The 17,195-nt window shown below is 54.2% G+C and carries 16 protein-coding genes and 1 tRNA gene; 2 read left to right on the forward strand and 15 right to left on the reverse strand.

The features are described 5' to 3' along the window. Positions 1-4: 4 nt before the first annotated feature. From ACKWJN_RS00565 to ACKWJN_RS00575, 3 genes are all read right to left on the reverse strand, one after another. Positions 5-80: transfer RNA gene (locus ACKWJN_RS00565), tRNA-Asn, on the reverse strand. A 96-nt stretch (positions 81-176) separates the two neighbouring features. After that, complete coding sequence (locus tag ACKWJN_RS00570) at positions 177-803, reverse strand: aromatic-ring-hydroxylating dioxygenase subunit beta (RefSeq protein ID WP_408593527.1); 627 nt, start codon at positions 801-803, stop codon at positions 177-179. A gap of 14 nt (positions 804-817) precedes the next feature. Next, positions 818-2,140 carry a Rieske 2Fe-2S domain-containing protein gene (locus tag ACKWJN_RS00575; protein WP_408593529.1) on the reverse strand — a complete coding sequence of 441 codons (1,323 nt, stop codon included), beginning with the start codon at positions 2,138-2,140 and terminating at the stop codon, positions 818-820. Positions 2,141-2,242: 102 nt separating this feature from the next. On the opposite strand from ACKWJN_RS00575, the gene ACKWJN_RS00580 reads away from it, so the two are divergent. Beyond that, positions 2,243-3,142, forward strand: a complete 900-nt coding sequence (locus ACKWJN_RS00580) for a LysR family transcriptional regulator (protein WP_408593531.1) — start codon at positions 2,243-2,245, stop codon at positions 3,140-3,142. 3 nt (positions 3,143-3,145) lie between these two features. On the opposite strand, the gene ACKWJN_RS00585 is transcribed toward ACKWJN_RS00580, so the two are convergent. The 10 genes from ACKWJN_RS00585 to ACKWJN_RS00630 form a co-directional block, all read right to left on the reverse strand. Further along, complete coding sequence (locus ACKWJN_RS00585) at positions 3,146-3,847, reverse strand: ABC transporter ATP-binding protein (RefSeq protein WP_408593692.1); 702 nt, start codon at positions 3,845-3,847, stop codon at positions 3,146-3,148. A gap of 2 nt (positions 3,848-3,849) precedes the next feature. Further along, the gene (locus tag ACKWJN_RS00590) at positions 3,850-4,605 is read right to left on the reverse strand and encodes an ABC transporter ATP-binding protein (RefSeq protein ID WP_408593533.1); all 756 of its coding nucleotides are present in this window, start codon (positions 4,603-4,605) and stop codon (positions 3,850-3,852) included. Continuing rightward, entirely contained in the window at positions 4,602-5,561 is a 960-nt protein-coding gene (locus ACKWJN_RS00595) for a branched-chain amino acid ABC transporter permease (protein ID WP_408593535.1), read from the reverse strand. Before ACKWJN_RS00595 ends, ACKWJN_RS00590 begins: the two co-directional genes overlap by 4 nt. 13 nt (positions 5,562-5,574) lie before the next feature. Next, positions 5,575-6,492, reverse strand: coding sequence for a branched-chain amino acid ABC transporter permease (locus tag ACKWJN_RS00600; protein ID WP_408593537.1), 918 nt, complete (start codon positions 6,490-6,492; stop codon positions 5,575-5,577). 20 nt (positions 6,493-6,512) lie between these two features. Then, the gene (locus ACKWJN_RS00605; protein WP_408593539.1) at positions 6,513-7,697 is read right to left on the reverse strand and encodes an ABC transporter substrate-binding protein; all 1,185 of its coding nucleotides are present in this window, start codon (positions 7,695-7,697) and stop codon (positions 6,513-6,515) included. Positions 7,698-7,814: 117 nt separating this feature from the next. Next, a complete protein-coding gene (locus ACKWJN_RS00610) occupies positions 7,815-9,137 on the reverse strand; it encodes a TRAP transporter large permease subunit (RefSeq protein WP_408593541.1) in 1,323 nt (440 codons plus the stop codon). After that, positions 9,134-9,661, reverse strand: coding sequence for a TRAP transporter small permease (locus ACKWJN_RS00615; protein WP_408593543.1), 528 nt, complete (start codon positions 9,659-9,661; stop codon positions 9,134-9,136). Before ACKWJN_RS00615 ends, ACKWJN_RS00610 begins: the two co-directional genes overlap by 4 nt. Then, entirely contained in the window at positions 9,661-10,629 is a 969-nt protein-coding gene (dctP, locus tag ACKWJN_RS00620; RefSeq protein ID WP_408593545.1) for a TRAP transporter substrate-binding protein DctP, read from the reverse strand. Before dctP ends, ACKWJN_RS00615 begins: the two co-directional genes overlap by 1 nt. Before the next feature lie 59 nt (positions 10,630-10,688). Then, positions 10,689-12,233 (reverse strand): indolepyruvate oxidoreductase subunit beta family protein, encoded by a 1,545-nt coding sequence (locus tag ACKWJN_RS00625; protein ID WP_408593547.1) that lies wholly within the window; start codon positions 12,231-12,233, stop codon positions 10,689-10,691. Positions 12,234-12,244: 11 nt separating this feature from the next. Next, a complete protein-coding gene (locus tag ACKWJN_RS00630; RefSeq protein WP_408593550.1) occupies positions 12,245-14,413 on the reverse strand; it encodes a thiamine pyrophosphate-dependent enzyme in 2,169 nt (722 codons plus the stop codon). Between the two features lie 148 nt (positions 14,414-14,561). On the opposite strand from ACKWJN_RS00630, the gene ACKWJN_RS00635 reads away from it, so the two are divergent. Beyond that, positions 14,562-15,506 (forward strand): LysR family transcriptional regulator, encoded by a 945-nt coding sequence (locus tag ACKWJN_RS00635; RefSeq protein ID WP_408593551.1) that lies wholly within the window; start codon positions 14,562-14,564, stop codon positions 15,504-15,506. Here ACKWJN_RS00635 and thiE read toward each other — a convergent pair. Next, positions 15,490-16,386 (reverse strand): thiamine phosphate synthase, encoded by an 897-nt coding sequence (thiE, locus tag ACKWJN_RS00640; protein ID WP_408593553.1) that lies wholly within the window; start codon positions 16,384-16,386, stop codon positions 15,490-15,492. The genes ACKWJN_RS00635 and thiE overlap by 17 nt on opposite strands. Next, positions 16,383-17,177 (reverse strand): thiazole synthase, encoded by a 795-nt coding sequence (locus ACKWJN_RS00645; RefSeq protein WP_100144492.1) that lies wholly within the window; start codon positions 17,175-17,177, stop codon positions 16,383-16,385. The genes thiE and ACKWJN_RS00645 overlap by 4 nt, the downstream gene beginning before the upstream one ends. Between the last annotated feature and the right edge of the window lie 18 nt (positions 17,178-17,195).

Below are 17,195 nucleotides of genomic sequence, written 5' to 3' on the forward strand. Positions count from 1 at the left end.
TTTTTGGCTCCTCGACCTGGGCTCGAACCAGGGACCTACGGATTAACAGTCCGGCGCTCTACCGACTGAGCTATCGAGGAAAAATCGGTATGCAGAACATGTTGCTGTTCTGTCTGAGACCGTGAGTATAACAAAAAAACTGCTGTTTTATACGGATCGGTTTTGCCCGAAGCCGATCAAACCCAAGCTTGTAGAACGTAGTCGTAGGCCGCTTGGCCGTTGGTCATGTCGACGCGTTGCAGTTTGATTTTTAAATCATCCCCTTGCTTGATCAAGGTGTGGCGGTAACTGCCCCCAAAGTGGCGAATGTTGTCGCGTCGCATTTCCATCATTTGAAAGCGTGAATAGACTTCAACAGTGGTGGCGTTAACGTCTTCAATCACGATGTTGCCCACAATGTGGTTGGTGCCCCAATGGGCAGCCTGTGACCAAGCATTGGGGTGAAGCAACCGGCTCATGCGAACTTCCATGAGCAATTTGTCTTCGGCAAAAATGGAGGCATCGCGTCGCCAGTCGGTTTGGGTGGGTGTAGAGGGCATCCAATAGATGCCGTCGTCGCTGAAGAGCTTGCCCCATTCGCTCCAAGCTTTGTTGTCTAGCAAGGCCGCTTGGTGAAACAACAACTCTTCGACTTGGCGCTGCAAGGCTGAATCAACTTTGACAGCCTTGGGAATGTACCCTTGGCTGGGCTGTCGTCCCCGGCCCATGTGGTCGGGCTCAATGGAGTCCGCGCCAGACATTGACTGAATGCCTTCAATCACGACACCAGTGCCGAGTGCTTCTTTGACTTCGTTTGTTTTCATGCGTTGACTCCTGATCAGGCTTTTGTCGAAGGTTGAATGGCGGCGCGGATATACGATTCCCAAGCTTTGAACTGATTGCGCATCACCACTTCACTGGTGCCGTTGTTGGAATACAAAACACCATCCTTTTCGGTGTCGCCTCCGTAATTGCGATGGAAGCTCACCCATTCGCCGCCTTTGGATTCCAAGCCCAGCTGGCCTTTGGTCCAATTTTCCAAATCATCGGCATTGATCATGGTGGACGGTGAGTTCACCAAGTTGAAGTACCAAAGTGAGCGTTGGTAAATGGCTTCGGGCACTCCTTTCAAACGGAAGTGCCAAATTTCAGACAGTGTTTTGTTCGGCGCCATGGGACGCAAACAACGCAATTGCTGCAATGGCGATTGAACCGACAAGTAGGGGTAGATCAACACGTGGTGGATGCTGCGTGCCAAATACTCTTCACCTTTTTCTTCACCGTAGGCCTTTTTGATGATGGCTTCGTATTCCACGGTATCGGGGTCTGTGGGGCGCAAGCCCATGTAGGCTTTCAAGATGCCATGACCGTATTTGAAGTTAACCGTTTGAACCGAATCCCATTGATCAAAGCTGGAAGCGAACGTGGACAGGTAATGGAAGAACAAAGGCGCATCGCCTTTTTCTTTCTTCAAGCGTTGTTCGACTTTGCGGGCCGACACGCCGGTAGATTGGTGCGTGACAGACGGGTGTAGCGCATCGAGTTGGTTCTCCATGAAGAACTTCCAATTGGAATGCTGAATGACACGGTGGCAAACCGGTACGGCTTCGACTTCACCCACGGGGGAACGGTCGCACATGTCGTCAAATGCGACTTTGGCTTCACCCAAAAACTCAACCAAGTTGGGACCTTCTTTGGACAAACTGGCGAACACAAAGCCACGGTAACTGTCCACACGTGCTGCTGCCACCATGCTGCAATCGGGTGAGTCAGGTGTCATGCGTGTGCCGTCATAGCCTTTGACCAGTGGAATGGCTTTGACTTTTCCATTGAGGTGAAAGCTCCATGCATGGTAGGAGCACACAAAGCCTTTTCCTGTGTTGCCACTTTGATTGCCGCACAACTCCACGCCGCGGTGGGGGCAGCGGTTGTAGAGCACTTTGACGCTTTTGTCGATGTCGCGCACCATGACCATGGGTTGGCGACCAATTTGCATCGTGAAGTAGTCACCGACCTCTTTGACTTGGGATTCATGTCCGCAATAGACCCAAGCCTTTTCAAAAATATGCTCCATTTCAAGATCAAACAGTTGTTGATCGGTGTAGACGCTCTTGTGAACGCGGTCTGGTTGAACCAGTTGGTCTAAATCAATTGATGGCATGGAATCTCCATTTCAAGGCTTGAGGCGAATACAAGCCGCTAAGTTACCGCAGGTTACGAAATGGAACTACAACAATTCATGCTTTTTCTATTACCATAGGTTATGGATTACAGAAAAGTTCAACTTTTCCTTGCTGCCGCTCGGCATGGCAATCTCACCGAAGCTGCAGCTTCCATGGAGATCTCTCAACCTGCCTTGTCCAAAAGCATCAAGGCCTTGGAGAAATCTTTAGGGGTGCGGCTGTTGGAGCGCGGTCGATTTGGTGTCAGTCTCACGCCTTTTGGACAGGCACTGATGGAGCACGGCCGCGTGATTGAGGCCGAGATGCGCAATGCCTTGGGTGAAATTCAGTCGATGCGTGGTGCGCAGCGAGGTCATGTGATGATGGGTTGTGGGCCAACCGAGGCCACCCGCCTGTTACCCAAGGCACTCAAGGTCTTGGCCGATCAAAATCCCGACGTGCATGTCACGGTTCTTTATGGCTTGAACGAGGCGTTGATGCCTTGGGTCAAGCAAGGGGAGGTTGACTTCGCACTCTCATCGGTGCCTGCCAGGGCAGTCGATATGGAGTTGGTGCACGACTACTTGTTCACCGAAAGTGCCACTGTGGTTGCTCGTGCAGACCATCCCTTGGCCAAGCACAAAGTGGTTCACCCTGGCATGTTGGTGAAGTTCCCCTGGATATTGCCCAGGCAACATGAATTGGAAAGACTCGCCTTTGACGATTACTTTGCCTCGCACGATTTAGAGCCACCTGTTGCGCAAGTTGAAACCACATCCACCGTGCTGATGAAGTCCATGGTGATGCACAGTGATGCCTTGACCTTCATACCCAAAGAGTTGATTTATTGGGAGGTCCAGGCGGGACAACTCAAAGCACTCGAAGCCACGGGCAATCAGTGGGAAAGGCGGGTAGGCATGACACGTCGTCGCAAGGGGACGCTCAGCCCGGCCAGTAAGCTGTTGATTCAGGCCGTGAAGTCCGTGGCACAAGCGTTTTAGGTTTTACACACCCAAATAGCGCGTCCACAACTGACGGTCGTCTCGCAGTGCGTCTGAGCTGCCTGTCCAAGCCACTTGGCCGCGCTCTAGGATGAGATGGTGCGATGCAATTTCAACCAAGCGATTGACATATTTATCGACCACGATCAAGCTTTGCCCTTCGTTGCGCAGTAGCCGCAAACAGTTCCAAATTTCTTCTCGAATGAGCGGTGCTAAACCCTCTGTCGCCTCGTCCAAAATAATGAGGCGAGGGTTCGTGACCAGGGCACGGCCAATGGCCAACATTTGCTGCTCTCCACCCGACAGTTGCGAGCCTAGGTTGGATTTGCGCTCAGCGAGCCGTGGGAACAATTCGTACACCCGTGCGGGTGTCCAAAGTGCTTTGCTTTGGTGCCGATTGCTTGCAAAGGCGGTGAGATGTTCCTCGACCGACAAGTTGGGGAAAACTTGTCTTCCTTCGGGCACCACGGCAATGCCCAGTCGTGCAATTTTGTCGGCTGTTTGGTTGGTAATGTCTTGACCGTCAAAGGTGACGTGTCCAGCTTGAACCGATTTGAGACCCAAGATGGATCGAATCAAGGTGGTTTTGCCCATGCCGTTGCGGCCCAGCAAACCCATGGACTCTCCGGCATGGAGTGTGAATTCAATGCCAAACAGCACTTGACTGTCTTGGTAGGCCGATTGCACCTGTTGAACTTTCAGCAAGCTCATGCGTTCTCCTCGCCCAAGTAAGCGGCAATCACTTGAGGGTGGTGTCTGATTTCTTGAGGCGAGCCAGTTGCAATGACAGCACCACTCACCAACACCGAAATTCTGTCGGCCAATCGGAAGACCGCGTCCATGTCGTGCTCGATGAGCAAGATGGCTGTTTGTTCACGCAATTTCAAAATGAGGCTCAGAATGCGCTGCGATTCAACCGGACCCGCGCCCGCCATGGGCTCATCAAGCAATAGCAATTTGGGCTGCGTCGCAACAGCCAGGCCCAGCTCCAAAATGCGTTGTTCACCGTGAGAGAGTTCGCTGGCCCGGTGGTGGGAGCGCTCGGCCAATCCCAAGTCATGGAGAAGGGCCATGGCTTTGTCGGTGAGTTGCGCCTCTTGACTCACAGGTTTCCAAAATGAAAAACTGTGGCCCATTCGTGCTTGGATGGAAAGCTCAATATTTTCCAACACGGTGAAAGATTTGAAGAGGCGTGTGATTTGAAAGGATCGGGCCAAACCCAACCGAACACGCTCGTGGGTGGCTGTGTCGGTGATGTCTTGACCATTGAACACCATCTGGCCGCTGTCGCTATTGAGCAAACCCGACAACTGGGCGACCAAGCTGGTTTTACCCGCGCCATTGGGTCCAATCAGCGCATGAATTTCTTGGGGCAGAACTTGCAAACTCACATGGTCTGTGGCCATGAGTGCGCCAAACTTTTTGACCAGGTTGTGAACCTCTAGCAATGGGGCTTGGATCATGCACGCCCCTTTGCCGCAAGCTTGTTGGGGCGGTTGAAAAAACTCGATAAACCTTTGGGAGCCAAGAGCACGACGGCCAACAAGAAGCAGCCGATGTAAAACTGCCAATACTGCGTGTATTCAGCCACCACATCTTCCAAGATGAGTAAGACCAAAGCGCCCCACAAGCCCCCTGAAAGCGTGCCCACGCCGCCCAGAATGACCATCACCATCAGGATGCCCGATTGGGTCCAATGCATCAGGTTGGGGCTGACATAGTTTTGGTGGTTCACCATCAGGGCGCCGGCGAGCCCCCCCAGCGTGCCTGCAATGATGAACAACACCCACTTGTAGGCATAGGCATGAAATCCAATGGCGTCGACTCGCGTGTCGTCATCGCGAATGGCCAAAATCACACGACCAAATCGTGATTTCATCATGCGTGAAATGAGGACCAAAGTGAGGACCAAAACCACAAGCACCACAAAGTAAAAGGTCACGTCATTTTTCAAATCGAGCCCAAAGCCAAAGTTGGAGCGCGATTTGATGTTCAAGCCTTCGTCGCCGCCGTAGGCTTTGATGGAGTTGACCAAGTAATAAAGCATTTGCGCAAACGCCAAAGTGATCATGATGAAGTACACCCCTCGCGTACGCAAAGAAATGGCTCCAATGACAGCTGCGGCCAAGGCCGATACCCCCATGGCCATTGCAAAGTTCAGCCAGCCGTTGGTCACACTCTCTGTGATCATGATGCCTACGGTGTAAGCGCCAATGCCAAGAAACGCGGCATGCCCAAACGACACCAATCCACCAAATCCCAAAATAAGATTCAAGCTGCAAGCGGCAATGCCGTAAATCATCATGCGGCTGACCATGCTGATGTAAAAGTCTTGGCCCTGTGCATGCAGGACCAGCGGCAGGACAATGGCGATTGCAAGCAACAGCGTCCAAAGCCAAGGAGAGGTTTCGCGATTCATCATGACCTTCACTTCAGGAGCGGCCCGAAAACAGCCCCTGTGGGCGAACAAACAGCACAACGGCCATCAGCAGATAAACCAAGATGGACGCCACAGCAGGCCCCGCAGCACTGGCAAACTGCGGTGAGAAAATTTCACGAAACAAATGTGGCAACAAGGTGCGGCCCAGCGTGTCGACAAAGCCCACCAAAATCGCACCTACAAAAGCCCCCCAGACAGAGCCAATGCCGCCAATGACGATCACGACAAAGGCCAAGATGAGTATGTTTTCTCCCATGCCCACTTGAACTGCCAGCAAGGGTCCCAGCATGGCACCAGCGACAGCGCAAAGCGCAGCACCAATGCCAAACACGCCAGTGAACAGCGCTTTGATGTTGATGCCCATGGCCATGGCCATTTCTCGATTCGATGCGCCAGCCCGCACCCAAGCACCCATGCGTGTTTGAGTGACCAAAACAAACAACAGCAACGCAATCGACAAACCCACCGCAATGATCACCAAGCGATAGCTGGCGTAGTAAAGCCCCGGAAGGAGTTGGACAGGACCCATGAGGGCGTTTGGCACGGACAGGGCGAGGTCTGAACCCCAGATCATGCGGACCAGATCATTGATGATGAGAATGAGTGCAAAGGTGGCCAAGACTTGGGATAAGTGGTCTCGCGCATAGAGCGTTCTCAGCAGCGTGGCTTCTAAAAGCATGCCCACCACAGCTGTCAGTCCAACGGCCAACATGACCCCCAATAAGAACGACTGGGTGAGTTGCACCAGCCATGCAGCCAGGAAAGCGCCCACCATGTAAAGGGCGCCATGGGCCAAGTTGATCATGTCCATGATGCCAAATACCAGCGTGAGTCCAGACGCTAGCAAAAACAACATCAAACCAAACTGCAGGCCATTCAAGGCCTGCTCTAAAAACAAAATACTGCTCATGCGATGGACCTTACCCCCTGTTACTTCATGGGGCAGTCTTTGACATAGGCGTCGCCGTGGTTGGTCATGATCGGTTGACCCACGATGCGGTTGACCAATCGACCTTGCGAGTCCTTTTGCACTTCACGCAGATAGTAGTTTTGGATGGGGTAATGGTTGGTATTGAAACGGAAGTCGCCACGCACTGAGTTGAACTTAACGGTCTTGAGCGTTTTGATCAGGGCTTCTTTGTCTTCAATCTTGCCATTGGCGGCACGCACGGCAGCATCCATCAGCAGCGCGGTGTCGTAACCTTGGGCCGCGTACAAAGTGGGCAGACGCTTGTATTCTTTTTCAAACTCAGCCACGAATTTTTTATTGGCCTCGTTGGGCAGATCCAGGCCCCAGTGGGCCGTGTCAAAAATACCCAGCATGTCGTTGCCAACGGCGTGAATCACGTCTTGGTCTGCGCCGAAGCCTGGTTGGATGAGTCGAATGTCTTTGTTCAAGCCTGCGGCCATGAACTGCTTGATGAAGTTGATCCCCATGCCACCAGGCAAGAAGGTGTAAACCACCTCTGGTTTGGCCGCGCGAATCTCGGCCAATTCCGCAGAGTAGTCCAACTGGCCGAGCTTGGTGTAGACCTCACCCGTGACATTGCCTTTGAAGAAACGTTTGAACCCCGCCAATGAATCTTTGCCGGCTTGGTAGTTGGGTGCCAGCAAATAGGCGGACTTGACTTTTAAGTTGGTGGCATATTGACCCGCCGCTTCATGGTACGCATCGTTGGGCCACGAGACTGCGAAAAAGTACGGCGTGCACTGCGCGCCGGCAATAGGCGAGGGTGCAGCATTGGGGCTGAGGTAAATGGTTTTGCTGTCAATGGCCTCTGGCAAGCCAGCCAACATGATGTTGGAGAACACCACACCGGTTAAGAAGTCCACTTTGTCGCGTTTGACATAGCGCTCAAACAACTGCTTGCCCACATCGGGTTTGAATTGGTCGTCGGAGATGGAAACCTCGGCTGGCAAACCGCCCAATTTGCCGCCATTGAGTTTGACTGCCAGCATAAAGGCATCACGAATGTCCACGCCCAAGGCCGCTGAAGGACCAGACAGCGTGCTGACAAATCCAACCTTCACTTTATCGGCAGCCAGCGCAGGGTGTGCGGCCAGGGTGGCTGCTGCAGTGAGGGTGACAAGACTTTTAGCGAACGGAAAAGACATGATGAACTCCTGGTGAGACCGATAAAAAAGAAAACCCGTGCCCAAATGACAACCCAGCATTTTTGGCCGAAACTGAACTCTAGAGAACCCGGGGTTTCCCCCTTTCACAGGGAGAGTTCATGAACCAATCCATCCGGGCAGCCAAGTGGCAATGCCTGGAATGAAAAAGACCGCCAACAACAAAATCAAACTCATGACCACATAAGGCACCACCGCCACGAAAATATGTGCCATGGTGACGGATGAGGGGGCAACTCCGCGCATGGTCATGAGCAGCAAGCCGTGGGGCGGCAGCAGCAAACCCAATTGCATGCAAATGAGGAACATCACACCAAACCAAATGGGGTCGATGCCTAAGGTGGTCACGATAGGCATGAAGATGGGCAGCGTGATCATCATCATGCTGACCTGATCCACAAAGATGCCCAAGAAAATCAGCATCAGCATCATGCCCACCACAACCCATGCGCTGGACAAGCCCTGTCCAGTGATGAATTGCACCAAGCCAGTACTGGCCCCAGAAAACGACAAAATTTGGGCGAATGTCGTGGCGCCCAAAATAATGAACAAAATCATTCCTGAGATACCTGCTGTCCCCTTGAGTGACTTCAGCACGGCCTCCCACTTGAGTTCTTTGTAAAAAGCGGCCAGCACCATGGTGGCAAAGGCTCCCAGTGCCGCGCATTCGGTGGGGGTAGCCCAGCCTGCGGCCAGTGCACCCACGACCACACCGAAGATGGACAGGGTGGGCAATACATAGGCAAAAAATGGCTGCCAGCGCGCCCACCCCTTGTATTCGACGACATGGGTTTCATGGGGGGCTAATTGAGGACTGATGCGCACGCGAATGATGATCCATGCCACGAAAGACAGGGACAACAAGATGCCGGGTAACACGCCGCCGATGAGCAGCTTAGAGATGGAAATACCAGACAACGAACCCAGCAAAACGGTGAGCGCTGAAGGAGGGATGAGCATGTCAACAGCACCAATCGCCATGATGGGACCCGTGGCAATGGTGGGGTGATAGCCCCTGGCCAACATGACAGGCAACATCAGTGAGCCCAGCATGGCCGTGGTGGCGATGGTGGACCCGGAAATCGCAGAAAAAACCGTGCCCGCCACCACGGCCACCACGGCCAAGCGACCCGGTACATGCATGATGAGTCGCTCGACGCCTTCGATGACTTTGAAAGCCAGGCCTGTATGAAACAAAATTTCGCCCATGAGCACAAACAGCGGAATGGGCGTGAGTGAAAAGGCCATGACAGAGCTCACACTGCTGCGAACGAGCTGCACCAATCCCGGCTCTGCGCCCATGTACAACCAGGCACCCACAATGTTGATGCCAATGAAGGTCAGCGCGACCGGCATGCCAATGAAAAGCAAAACCGTGGATCCTCCTAGCATGAGGCAAGCCGCAAATTGCCAGGTGTTCATGCCGCACTCACCGCATCATTTCGCGGACCTCGTTCTGCCAACCACAGTCGCCGCATGCGAAAGAGCATTTCAATGCTCAGCAAAGAAAACACCACAGGCAAGGGGGCCAAAGACCACCATTCCGGTGTGACCAGTGTTTTGATGCTGAGTGAATGGTCGGTGTAACTGGCCCATGTTGCTTTCACACCATACAGACACATCACCATGCAACAAGCCAGCCCCAGCAGATCTCCGACCCATTCGAGTGCCCACGCCCATTTTTTTGGAACCGCTTGCAGCACGATGTCCACGCGGATGTGCTGGCCTTGTCGCAAAAGCCAAGGTGCAACGCACAAGGTGACCAAGTACAAGGTCGATTCTGAAATTTCGTTGCTCCAACTGATCCCTTGTGGCCCGCCGCTCACGGACAGGTTGCGCAAAGCCACATCGGTCACGATGATCATCATCATGGCCAGCAGCAACAAACAACCGAACAAAGCCAGTGAAGCAATGAAACGCCCGTAAATTTCAGAAAGCTTTTCCATCATTTAGAAAACAACGATTTGAATTTGGCTGCAACCTCAGGGCTTTGCTTGAGCGCCGAAGTCCAGGCGATGTCGTAGGCTTTTTCTTTGAAGGCTTTGGTACTTGCGGCATCGAAGGCAATGGATTGAATGCCTGCCTTGGCTTGGCGCGCAGTCTCATCGACACCATATTTGACCCAGAATGTGTTTTCTGCTTCCAAGGCCAGCAATTGCTTTTGTAAATAATTGCGTTGTGTGTCTGTGAGTTTTTTGTAAGCGGGCAAATTCATGATCAAAGACACTTCCGCATCGTAGAAACCAGGGTCGATGCGGAACTTTGTTTTTTCGTGCCAGTTGAAATCAAAAATTCCACCGATAGGCCAGCCATAGCCATCGACTACGCCACGCTCGAGTGCGGTGTAGACCTCGCCGGGCGGTGTCGTGATCACATTGGCATTCAGTGCTTGAAAGAAATCGCGATAAACCGGTGTGATGCGAATTTTCTGACCAGTCAAGTCCGGCTTGTCGACTTTTTTGTTGGTGTAGATGTGGAAGGGTTGGTTTTCAACAGTGCGGGCCAAATACTGCATGTTGCCTTTTTCATTCCACACTTTGTTGATGGCATCAAAGGCACCGTTTTTGCGTTGTTCTGCCACTGGAATTTGGGTCAACTTCAGGAAATCCGCTTCTGGCATCACATTGGTATAAAAAGCGCCGGTGTTCAAGGCCATGTCCACCACACCCGTTTTCACCGCATTGCCTACTTCGAACGTCGGAACGGCTTTAGGGCCGCCTATGAAATTGATTTGTAAAACCCCTTTGCCTTCGGCATTGACCTTTCCGATCCATGGCAGAAGGTGTTGCACGTAAATGCCATTTTCAGCAAAGGCGCTGACCAAGCGCAGCGTGACCTCTTGTGCCAAAACTGTTGTGCTGCTTGCCAAGGAAATGGCTAAAACAAAGGCCGATTGGACGAATTTTGATTTCATGGTGGTTGTCTCCTGATTAGGGGGGGAAGTCGAAATGGCGGTCGAGAATTCAGAATACTTCAATTGGGATGGAGTAAACCTTGTGCTTTCAAGCTTGTCAACAACGCTTGCTCGGAGTCGTCGCTCAGCGCAATTTTTTGAAGTTGCTGGAGTTTGCTTGCAGCATCGGGTTCATTTTGAAACAGGGGCAGCGCGCGCATCAGTCGCTGGAAATTGCGCCAGCCACGGCTGTGTGTGTCGCCATAGCCTTTGACCAACTGTTGGGCCTTGACCACTTGAAGCGCCAGCTCTTCGTGGGTCTGCAACAGACTGTCAACCCATGTGAGCCATGCGTTGATGCGCTCTTGTTCGTGTGCAAAGCGCAATGAGTAAGGGCGTGTCACACGCAACGAGGCAATGGCATATAACAACAGATAGCCCCTGAGAGAGGTGGTTTTGACGATCCGCCCCTTGTGTGTGAAGCGTCCGAGCAGTTGACGCGCCCATGCGCTTTGAAGCAGCCAGCGCCCCATAGGGGCTGGCATGGTGTCAGCAATCTCTTCGACGCGAGGATGCAAAAATTCGTTGATGTCCAAAAACTGCTCCGTGCTTTGCTTGACTTCTTGGCTTACCCGGTCAAACCGCGAGCGTCGAATTTTCAAGTCAGCCACTCGCACGGTGTCTTCGTAGCTCATCCACAAGGCCAAGTGCCGGGCGGCTTCAGCCACCAGTTCATCGCCAATGGAACTGTCAGAGGCTTTTTGGTTGAGCGGCAACAGCCGGTCTAAATACAGGGCGGCGTAACTTTCGCTTTGATAATCGGTCAGGCGCGCAATGCCGGCCAGCAGATGTTTGTGAGCACAAGGGCGAAACTCAGACTGTATGGTTTGCGCTAAAGCCTGCAAGCGAGGGCCTACGGCAAGTGGTTGAGCCGAAGCGTTGGCAGTTTGTGCCGAGGCCGACATTGAGGGCTTGCCCTCCAATTGCGCTTGTGCTTCTTGGTAAGCGGCGGCAAATGCTTGAAGGCTGGCGTTGACGCCAATGCCACCGCGTTGGATGGTGGCTTCAAATTGATCCCGTGTGAAGGGCAGTTGGCCAGATGCGGCCAATGCACCATACAAAGCGGGTCCAATCAAGCTGCCAAAATTTTCAGCCATGGCGGAAAAGTCTGCGGCGATGAACTGGTGCGCAGCAGCTTTGGCACCGGCCAGTAATTTTTCAGAGTCCATGCGTCCATCGCCCATGGCCATGCGTTCCGTCATGGCGTACACGCGATGGGATGAGGTGATGAGGGTGGTGCGTTGAGGATGGACCAAGCCGCGCTGGAGTGCACGGCCCGCTTCCATCAACTCAGAGGCCAACACAATGTCAACCTGACCCGGAAAAGGGCTGAGTGCAAAGACGGGCTGGCGACCTTCGGGGATGCTGGACTTGGCAAACATCTCCAGGTAATACACGGTGGCACCCGTTCGCTGGGCAACACCGGGTACCGATGTGGTTTGGGCCACAAAACCATTGTGTTCGGCCAAGTCCACCAGCCAATCCGCCAGCACACCGCCACCTTCTCCGCCCATTGCCAAGATGGCAATTGTGATGGCGTGGGTTTGTGAGTTTGTAGGATTCATGGTGTTGTCCATCAAGCCGCAGCCGAAATACCATCCAGACGACGTTCAATCCGGTTTTGTAAATGGCCAATGACCCATTGGCGAATTTTGACTTTCAGCCGATCCCATCCACTCGGGTTGTTGATGATTTCAGCTCGGTAGAACGAGGGACACAAAACCGCCGCATGGGCCACTTCGCCACACAATCCGCACCCCACGCAACTGTCGGCCACCGCTGCCACGGGATCTGAACGCAAGGGGTCTGGGTTGGTTTTGATGCTCAAAGAGGGGCAACCCGACAGGCGAATGCACGAGTGATCGCCTGTGCAAGTGTCGGGGTCAACGCCGAACTTCTCGCGAACCACACGCTCGCCTTTTTGGATGCGCTGGCGAATTTGCGGTTTCACCCGACGTTGACGGTTCAGCATGCATTCGCTTTGCGCCACCACCACTTTAGGACCTTGGGTTGAGGTGGTGAGGGCATCCCTCAGCGCGCCTCGCATTTGATCCAGGCTGTAGGTGTGCGTGACGGTCTTGACCCAATTGACGCCGACACCTTTCACTGCTTTTTCAATGGGGTTGTTGGTGCTGCGAATGGGGTTGATCGCCTTCGACGACAAAACGTCTTGCCCACCCGTGGCGGCTGAATAGCCGTTGTCCACCACCAGTAAAACGTTGTCGGTTTGGTTGAAGACGGCATTGCCTACACCGCTGGTCAAGCCGTTGTGCCAAAAGCCACCATCGCCCATGATGGCCATGGTGCGGTGTTGCGTTTCAGGCGTATTGAACGCGGATGCGCCCGCCCAGCCTAGGCCATAGCCCATGGTTGTTGCCCCCACATTGAACGGAGGCAAGATGGAAAAGAGGTGACAGCCGATGTCACAGCTGATGTGGCGTGGCCCCAATTCCTTTTCAAGCATTTTGATGGCGGTGAAAATGGGGCGCTCCGGGCAGCCTGTGCAAAAAGAAGGCGGGCGAGGCAGGACTTGCGCAGTGGCGTCGGCAACCGCTTGGCTGACCAGCGCCGAGTTGTGAGCCGCGTGGACGTCATGCTCTGGCGTGTCCAGCAATTCGGGGGCATACCGTTTGATGAAGCTTGTCACGCCTTGCAAAATGACGCCGCCTGTGTATTCGCCGGCCATGGGCAAAAACTCTTTGCCATGAACGCATGTTTGCAAATCCGCTTTGCGCAAAATGGAATGGATGTTTTGCTCAATGAAGTCGGGTTGCCCTTCTTCCACAATCATCAGCCCACGCTTGCCTGTGCAGAAGGTTTTGAATTCATCGTCCACCAAAGGGTAGGTGACATTCAACACATACAGCGGAATTTGAGACTCGCCAAACGCATTGGCCAAACCCAGCACTTCCAATGCGCGAAGCACACCGTTGTACATCCCACCTTGCATCACAATGCCAAAGTCTTTTGCCGAGCTGGAAAAAAATTCATTCAACTTGTGGTCTTGAATGAATTGAACGGCCGCCGGCCAACGCTCTTTGATTTTTTCTTGTTCATGCAAATAGCTTGACGGCGGCAGCACGATTCGGCTCACGTCACGCTTGGGGTGTTCAATGGCATCCTTCAGGGTGAAGGTGGGGCGTACGTTATCTTTGGTCGGGAATTGACCATGCACATGGCAGGCGCGAATTCGCAGCTCCAGCATCACGGGGGTGTTGCTGGCCTCTGACAACTCAAAGCCTTTTTCAACGGCGTTGACGATGCTGGGCAGATTGGGTCTGGGGTCAAGCAACCACACTTGTGATTTCATGGCGAACGCGTGTGAGCGCTCTTGCATGATGCTGGAGCCTTCGCCGTAGTCCTCACCCACAATCAGCATGGCTCCGCCGATGACCCCGCCGGAGGCCAGATTGGCCAAAGCATCAGAGGCCACATTGGTGCCCACGGTTGATTTGAAGGTGACCGCACCTCGCAGTGGGTAATTCACAGAGGCGGCCAGGGTGGCGGTGGCCGTGGCTTCAGACGCACTGTGTTCAAAGTGCACGCCCAGCTCCGACAAAATATCGTTGGCGTCTGTGAGCACGTCCATCAAATGTGAGATGGGAGCGCCTTGGTAACCGGCCACATAGGACACACCAGACTGCAACAAAGCCTTGGTCACAGCCAAAATGCCCTCGCCGTGAAATTCTTCGCCGGCACCGAGCTTGAGTTTTTCAACTTCTGCAAGGAATGAACGTTCAGCCATTTCTGTGATTTCCTTATTGGTGAACTCTGTGATTTATCCAGAATTGAAAACAATTTAGGATAGATTTCAGCATTTTGCAAATGGATAAATCAAATACTATTCATTGGTTTTGTGAATAACTAGGCAATACCCTGAGGAGTCGCTTCGTATGAATTTCCGCCAACTCGATCTGAATCTTTTGCGCGTGTTGGTGGCCATTCATCGAACTGGCTCGGTCACCTTGGCGGGTAAGTCGCTGTCTTTGTCTCAGCCTGCGACGAGCAATGCACTTGCGCGCTTGCGAGATTATTTTGAGGATGAGTTGTTTGTTCGTTCGCCAAGCGGACTCAAACCCACCCGAATGTGTGAGCAACTGGCGACCGACGTGCACGAGCAATTGCGGGCCATGGAATCCAAGTTGGTGGGGCGACAAGAATTTGATCCTGTCAGCAGTGACGTGCATTGGAAAATTTCTCTGTCGGATTTGGGTGAAATGATGTTTCTTCCCCAGCTGGCGTCTGCCTTGCGGGCTGATGCCCCAAACGCGAGCTTGTCCAACATTGCCGTCAACGCCAACCAAGTCACAAACGCACTCGAATCTCGCGAAATTGACTTGGCATTGGGGATTTTGGCGCCAGAGAACCGTGGCATTCGCTCAGAGTTGTTGTTTCATGAGCGTTATATGGCCGTGACTGCTTCGAATTGGAAGCCGGTGAGTGGACGGGCCCAAAAAACGCTGAGCCTTGATCAACTGCGTCAATCTGGCTTTGCGGTGGCATCACCGACCGCGACTTTTCACGGCAGCGTAGAAAAAATGTTGACCAAGATGAAGTTAGAAGATCGGATCGTGTTGCGATCACGCCACTTCAGTGCCATGCCAGACATTGCCCGCCAAACTGATTTGATTGCCATCATCCCGGAAATGTTTGTTCGTGAATTACAGCTGCGTCAAGACCTTCGCGTCTGGGACATCAACGATGCACCTGTCTACGAGGTGCGCATGGTCTGGCACAAAAGCACGGACACCGATTCACGTCACATGTGGATGCGCAGTTTGGTTTGTAAGCTGTTTCAGCGGTATGGGAAAAGTCATCTCTCTAAGCCGTCTGCATGATCTTCATCAAATCTTGTGCGCGGGCTTGTGGGTCTGGCGCATCGGTGATGGCACGCACCATGGCCACCGAGCCCACACCGGTTTGCAACACCGCAGACAGGCGTGATTCGTCAATGCCGCCAATGGCGACCAGCGGGTGCTGGTGCATCAAGCGGGCATAGGCTTGCAAGCGTCCCATGCCTTGCGGTGCGGTGGCCATGCGTTTCAAGGTGGTGGGAAACACCGCACCCAAGGCGATGTAGCTGGGCGACACCGCATCGGCGCGCAGCATCTCGGCGTAGCCGTGGGTGCTCAGGCCCAACCGCAGGCCTGCGGCACGAATGGTTTGCAGCGGCGCATCGGCCATGTCTTCTTGGCCCAGATGCACACCGTAGGCACCCGCATCGATAGCGGCTTGCCAGTGGTCGTTGATGAACAGCAAGGCTTGGGTGCCTTGCACGGCTGCTACCGCAGCGCGTACCTCACGGTCAATGGCAGCGGCATCGTCTGACTTGAAGCGCAATTGCACCGTGGGCACACCGGCCTGTGCCATGCGGCCCACCCACTGCGCATCGGGCAGCACGGCGTACAAACCCAAGGCATGCGGGCAGGGCGCAAACGCGTGCTCTCTGGGCGCGGGCACGATGCCAAAGTCTGCGGGGTGAACTGGCCATGCGTTCACATCAAATCCACCCAGACGCAAGCTTTGTTGTTGCCAGGCTTGCATCACGCAGTGCGCATCGTGCTCCAAAAAGCCCAGCATGCGACAGCCTTGCAACACGCCCGTCATCTCGGGCGTCAAGGCGTTGTCCAACGGCGCCTGTGCATGGTTTTGCGGCGCACCGGCCAGCATGTGGGCATGTTGTTGCGCAATGGCGCTGGCGATGTCGTGTGCGTTCATGCTTGGTGCCAAAACGGTGTGCCCAACACGGGGGTGCTGGGTTGGGCACTGTCTTGCGCTTGCATGGCGCCCGCCACATAGGCGCTGTGGCCTGCATCCACCGCGTCGGCAAATGCGCCGGCCATGCGCACCGGGTCTTGGGCCAGGGCCACGGCGGTGTTGAGCAACACGGCGTCGTAGCCCCATTCCATGACCTGACAGGCGTGCGAAGGCAATCCCAGTCCAGCATCCACGATGAGCGGCACATCCAGCCGCTCACGCAGGGTGCGCAAGGCGGTGGGGTTGACGGGGCCTTTGCCGGTGCCAATGGGGGCGGCCCAAGGCATCACGGCTTGGCAGCCCACATCCACCAGACGTTGGCACAGCACCAGGTCTTCGGTGCAGTAGGGCAGCACCTTGAAGCCGGCCTTGATCAAACGGCTGGCGGCTTCGGGCAAGTTCAGCGTGTCGGGTTGCAAGGTGTAGTCGTCACCGATCAGCTCCAACTTGATCCAGTCGGTTTCAAACACCTCGCGTGCCATCTCGGCGGTGGTGATGGCTTCTTGCAGGCTGTGGCAACCGGCGGTGTTGGGCAACACCGGCACACCCGCTTGGCGCAGCAGGTTCCAAAAACTTTGCGAGGCTTCGCCACCGCTGCCAGTTTGTCGGCGCAACGAGGCGGTCAGCATGGCGGGCTTGGCGCGCTCAATGGCGGCCAGCAACACGCTGGGTGAGGGGTAGCGCGAGGTGCCCAGCAGCAATCGGCTGGCAAAGGTTTCGCCGTAGAGCGTGAGAGAGGTCGAGTGAGGCATGGTGGGGTGGGGTTGCGA

The sequence above is a fragment of the Limnohabitans sp. genome, assembly GCF_046052825.1.
GTDB lineage: Bacteria > Pseudomonadota > Gammaproteobacteria > Burkholderiales > Burkholderiaceae_C > Limnohabitans.

Bases quoted from the DNA above. Each gene is read 5' to 3' on its own strand.
- ACKWJN_RS00570 (WP_408593527.1), bottom strand. From the start codon at position 803: ATGAAAACAAACGAAGTCAAAGAAGCACTCGGCACTGGTGTCGTGATT.
- ACKWJN_RS00575 (WP_408593529.1), bottom strand. From the start codon at position 2,140: ATGCCATCAATTGATTTAGACCAACTGGTTCAACCAGACCGCGTTCAC.
- ACKWJN_RS00580 (WP_408593531.1), top strand. From the start codon at position 2,243: ATGGATTACAGAAAAGTTCAACTTTTCCTTGCTGCCGCTCGGCATGGC.
- ACKWJN_RS00590 (WP_408593533.1), bottom strand. From the start codon at position 4,605: ATGATCCAAGCCCCATTGCTAGAGGTTCACAACCTGGTCAAAAAGTTT.
- ACKWJN_RS00595 (WP_408593535.1), bottom strand. From the start codon at position 5,561: ATGAATCGCGAAACCTCTCCTTGGCTTTGGACGCTGTTGCTTGCAATC.
- ACKWJN_RS00600 (WP_408593537.1), bottom strand. From the start codon at position 6,492: ATGAGCAGTATTTTGTTTTTAGAGCAGGCCTTGAATGGCCTGCAGTTT.
- ACKWJN_RS00605 (WP_408593539.1), bottom strand. From the start codon at position 7,697: ATGTCTTTTCCGTTCGCTAAAAGTCTTGTCACCCTCACTGCAGCAGCC.
- ACKWJN_RS00610 (WP_408593541.1), bottom strand. From the start codon at position 9,137: ATGAACACCTGGCAATTTGCGGCTTGCCTCATGCTAGGAGGATCCACG.
- ACKWJN_RS00615 (WP_408593543.1), bottom strand. From the start codon at position 9,661: ATGGAAAAGCTTTCTGAAATTTACGGGCGTTTCATTGCTTCACTGGCT.
- dctP (WP_408593545.1), bottom strand. From the start codon at position 10,629: ATGAAATCAAAATTCGTCCAATCGGCCTTTGTTTTAGCCATTTCCTTG.
- ACKWJN_RS00625 (WP_408593547.1), bottom strand. From the start codon at position 12,233: ATGAATCCTACAAACTCACAAACCCACGCCATCACAATTGCCATCTTG.
- ACKWJN_RS00630 (WP_408593550.1), bottom strand. From the start codon at position 14,413: ATGGCTGAACGTTCATTCCTTGCAGAAGTTGAAAAACTCAAGCTCGGT.
- ACKWJN_RS00635 (WP_408593551.1), top strand. From the start codon at position 14,562: ATGAATTTCCGCCAACTCGATCTGAATCTTTTGCGCGTGTTGGTGGCC.
- thiE (WP_408593553.1), bottom strand. From the start codon at position 16,386: ATGAACGCACACGACATCGCCAGCGCCATTGCGCAACAACATGCCCAC.
- ACKWJN_RS00645 (WP_100144492.1), bottom strand. From the start codon at position 17,177: ATGCCTCACTCGACCTCTCTCACGCTCTACGGCGAAACCTTTGCCAGC.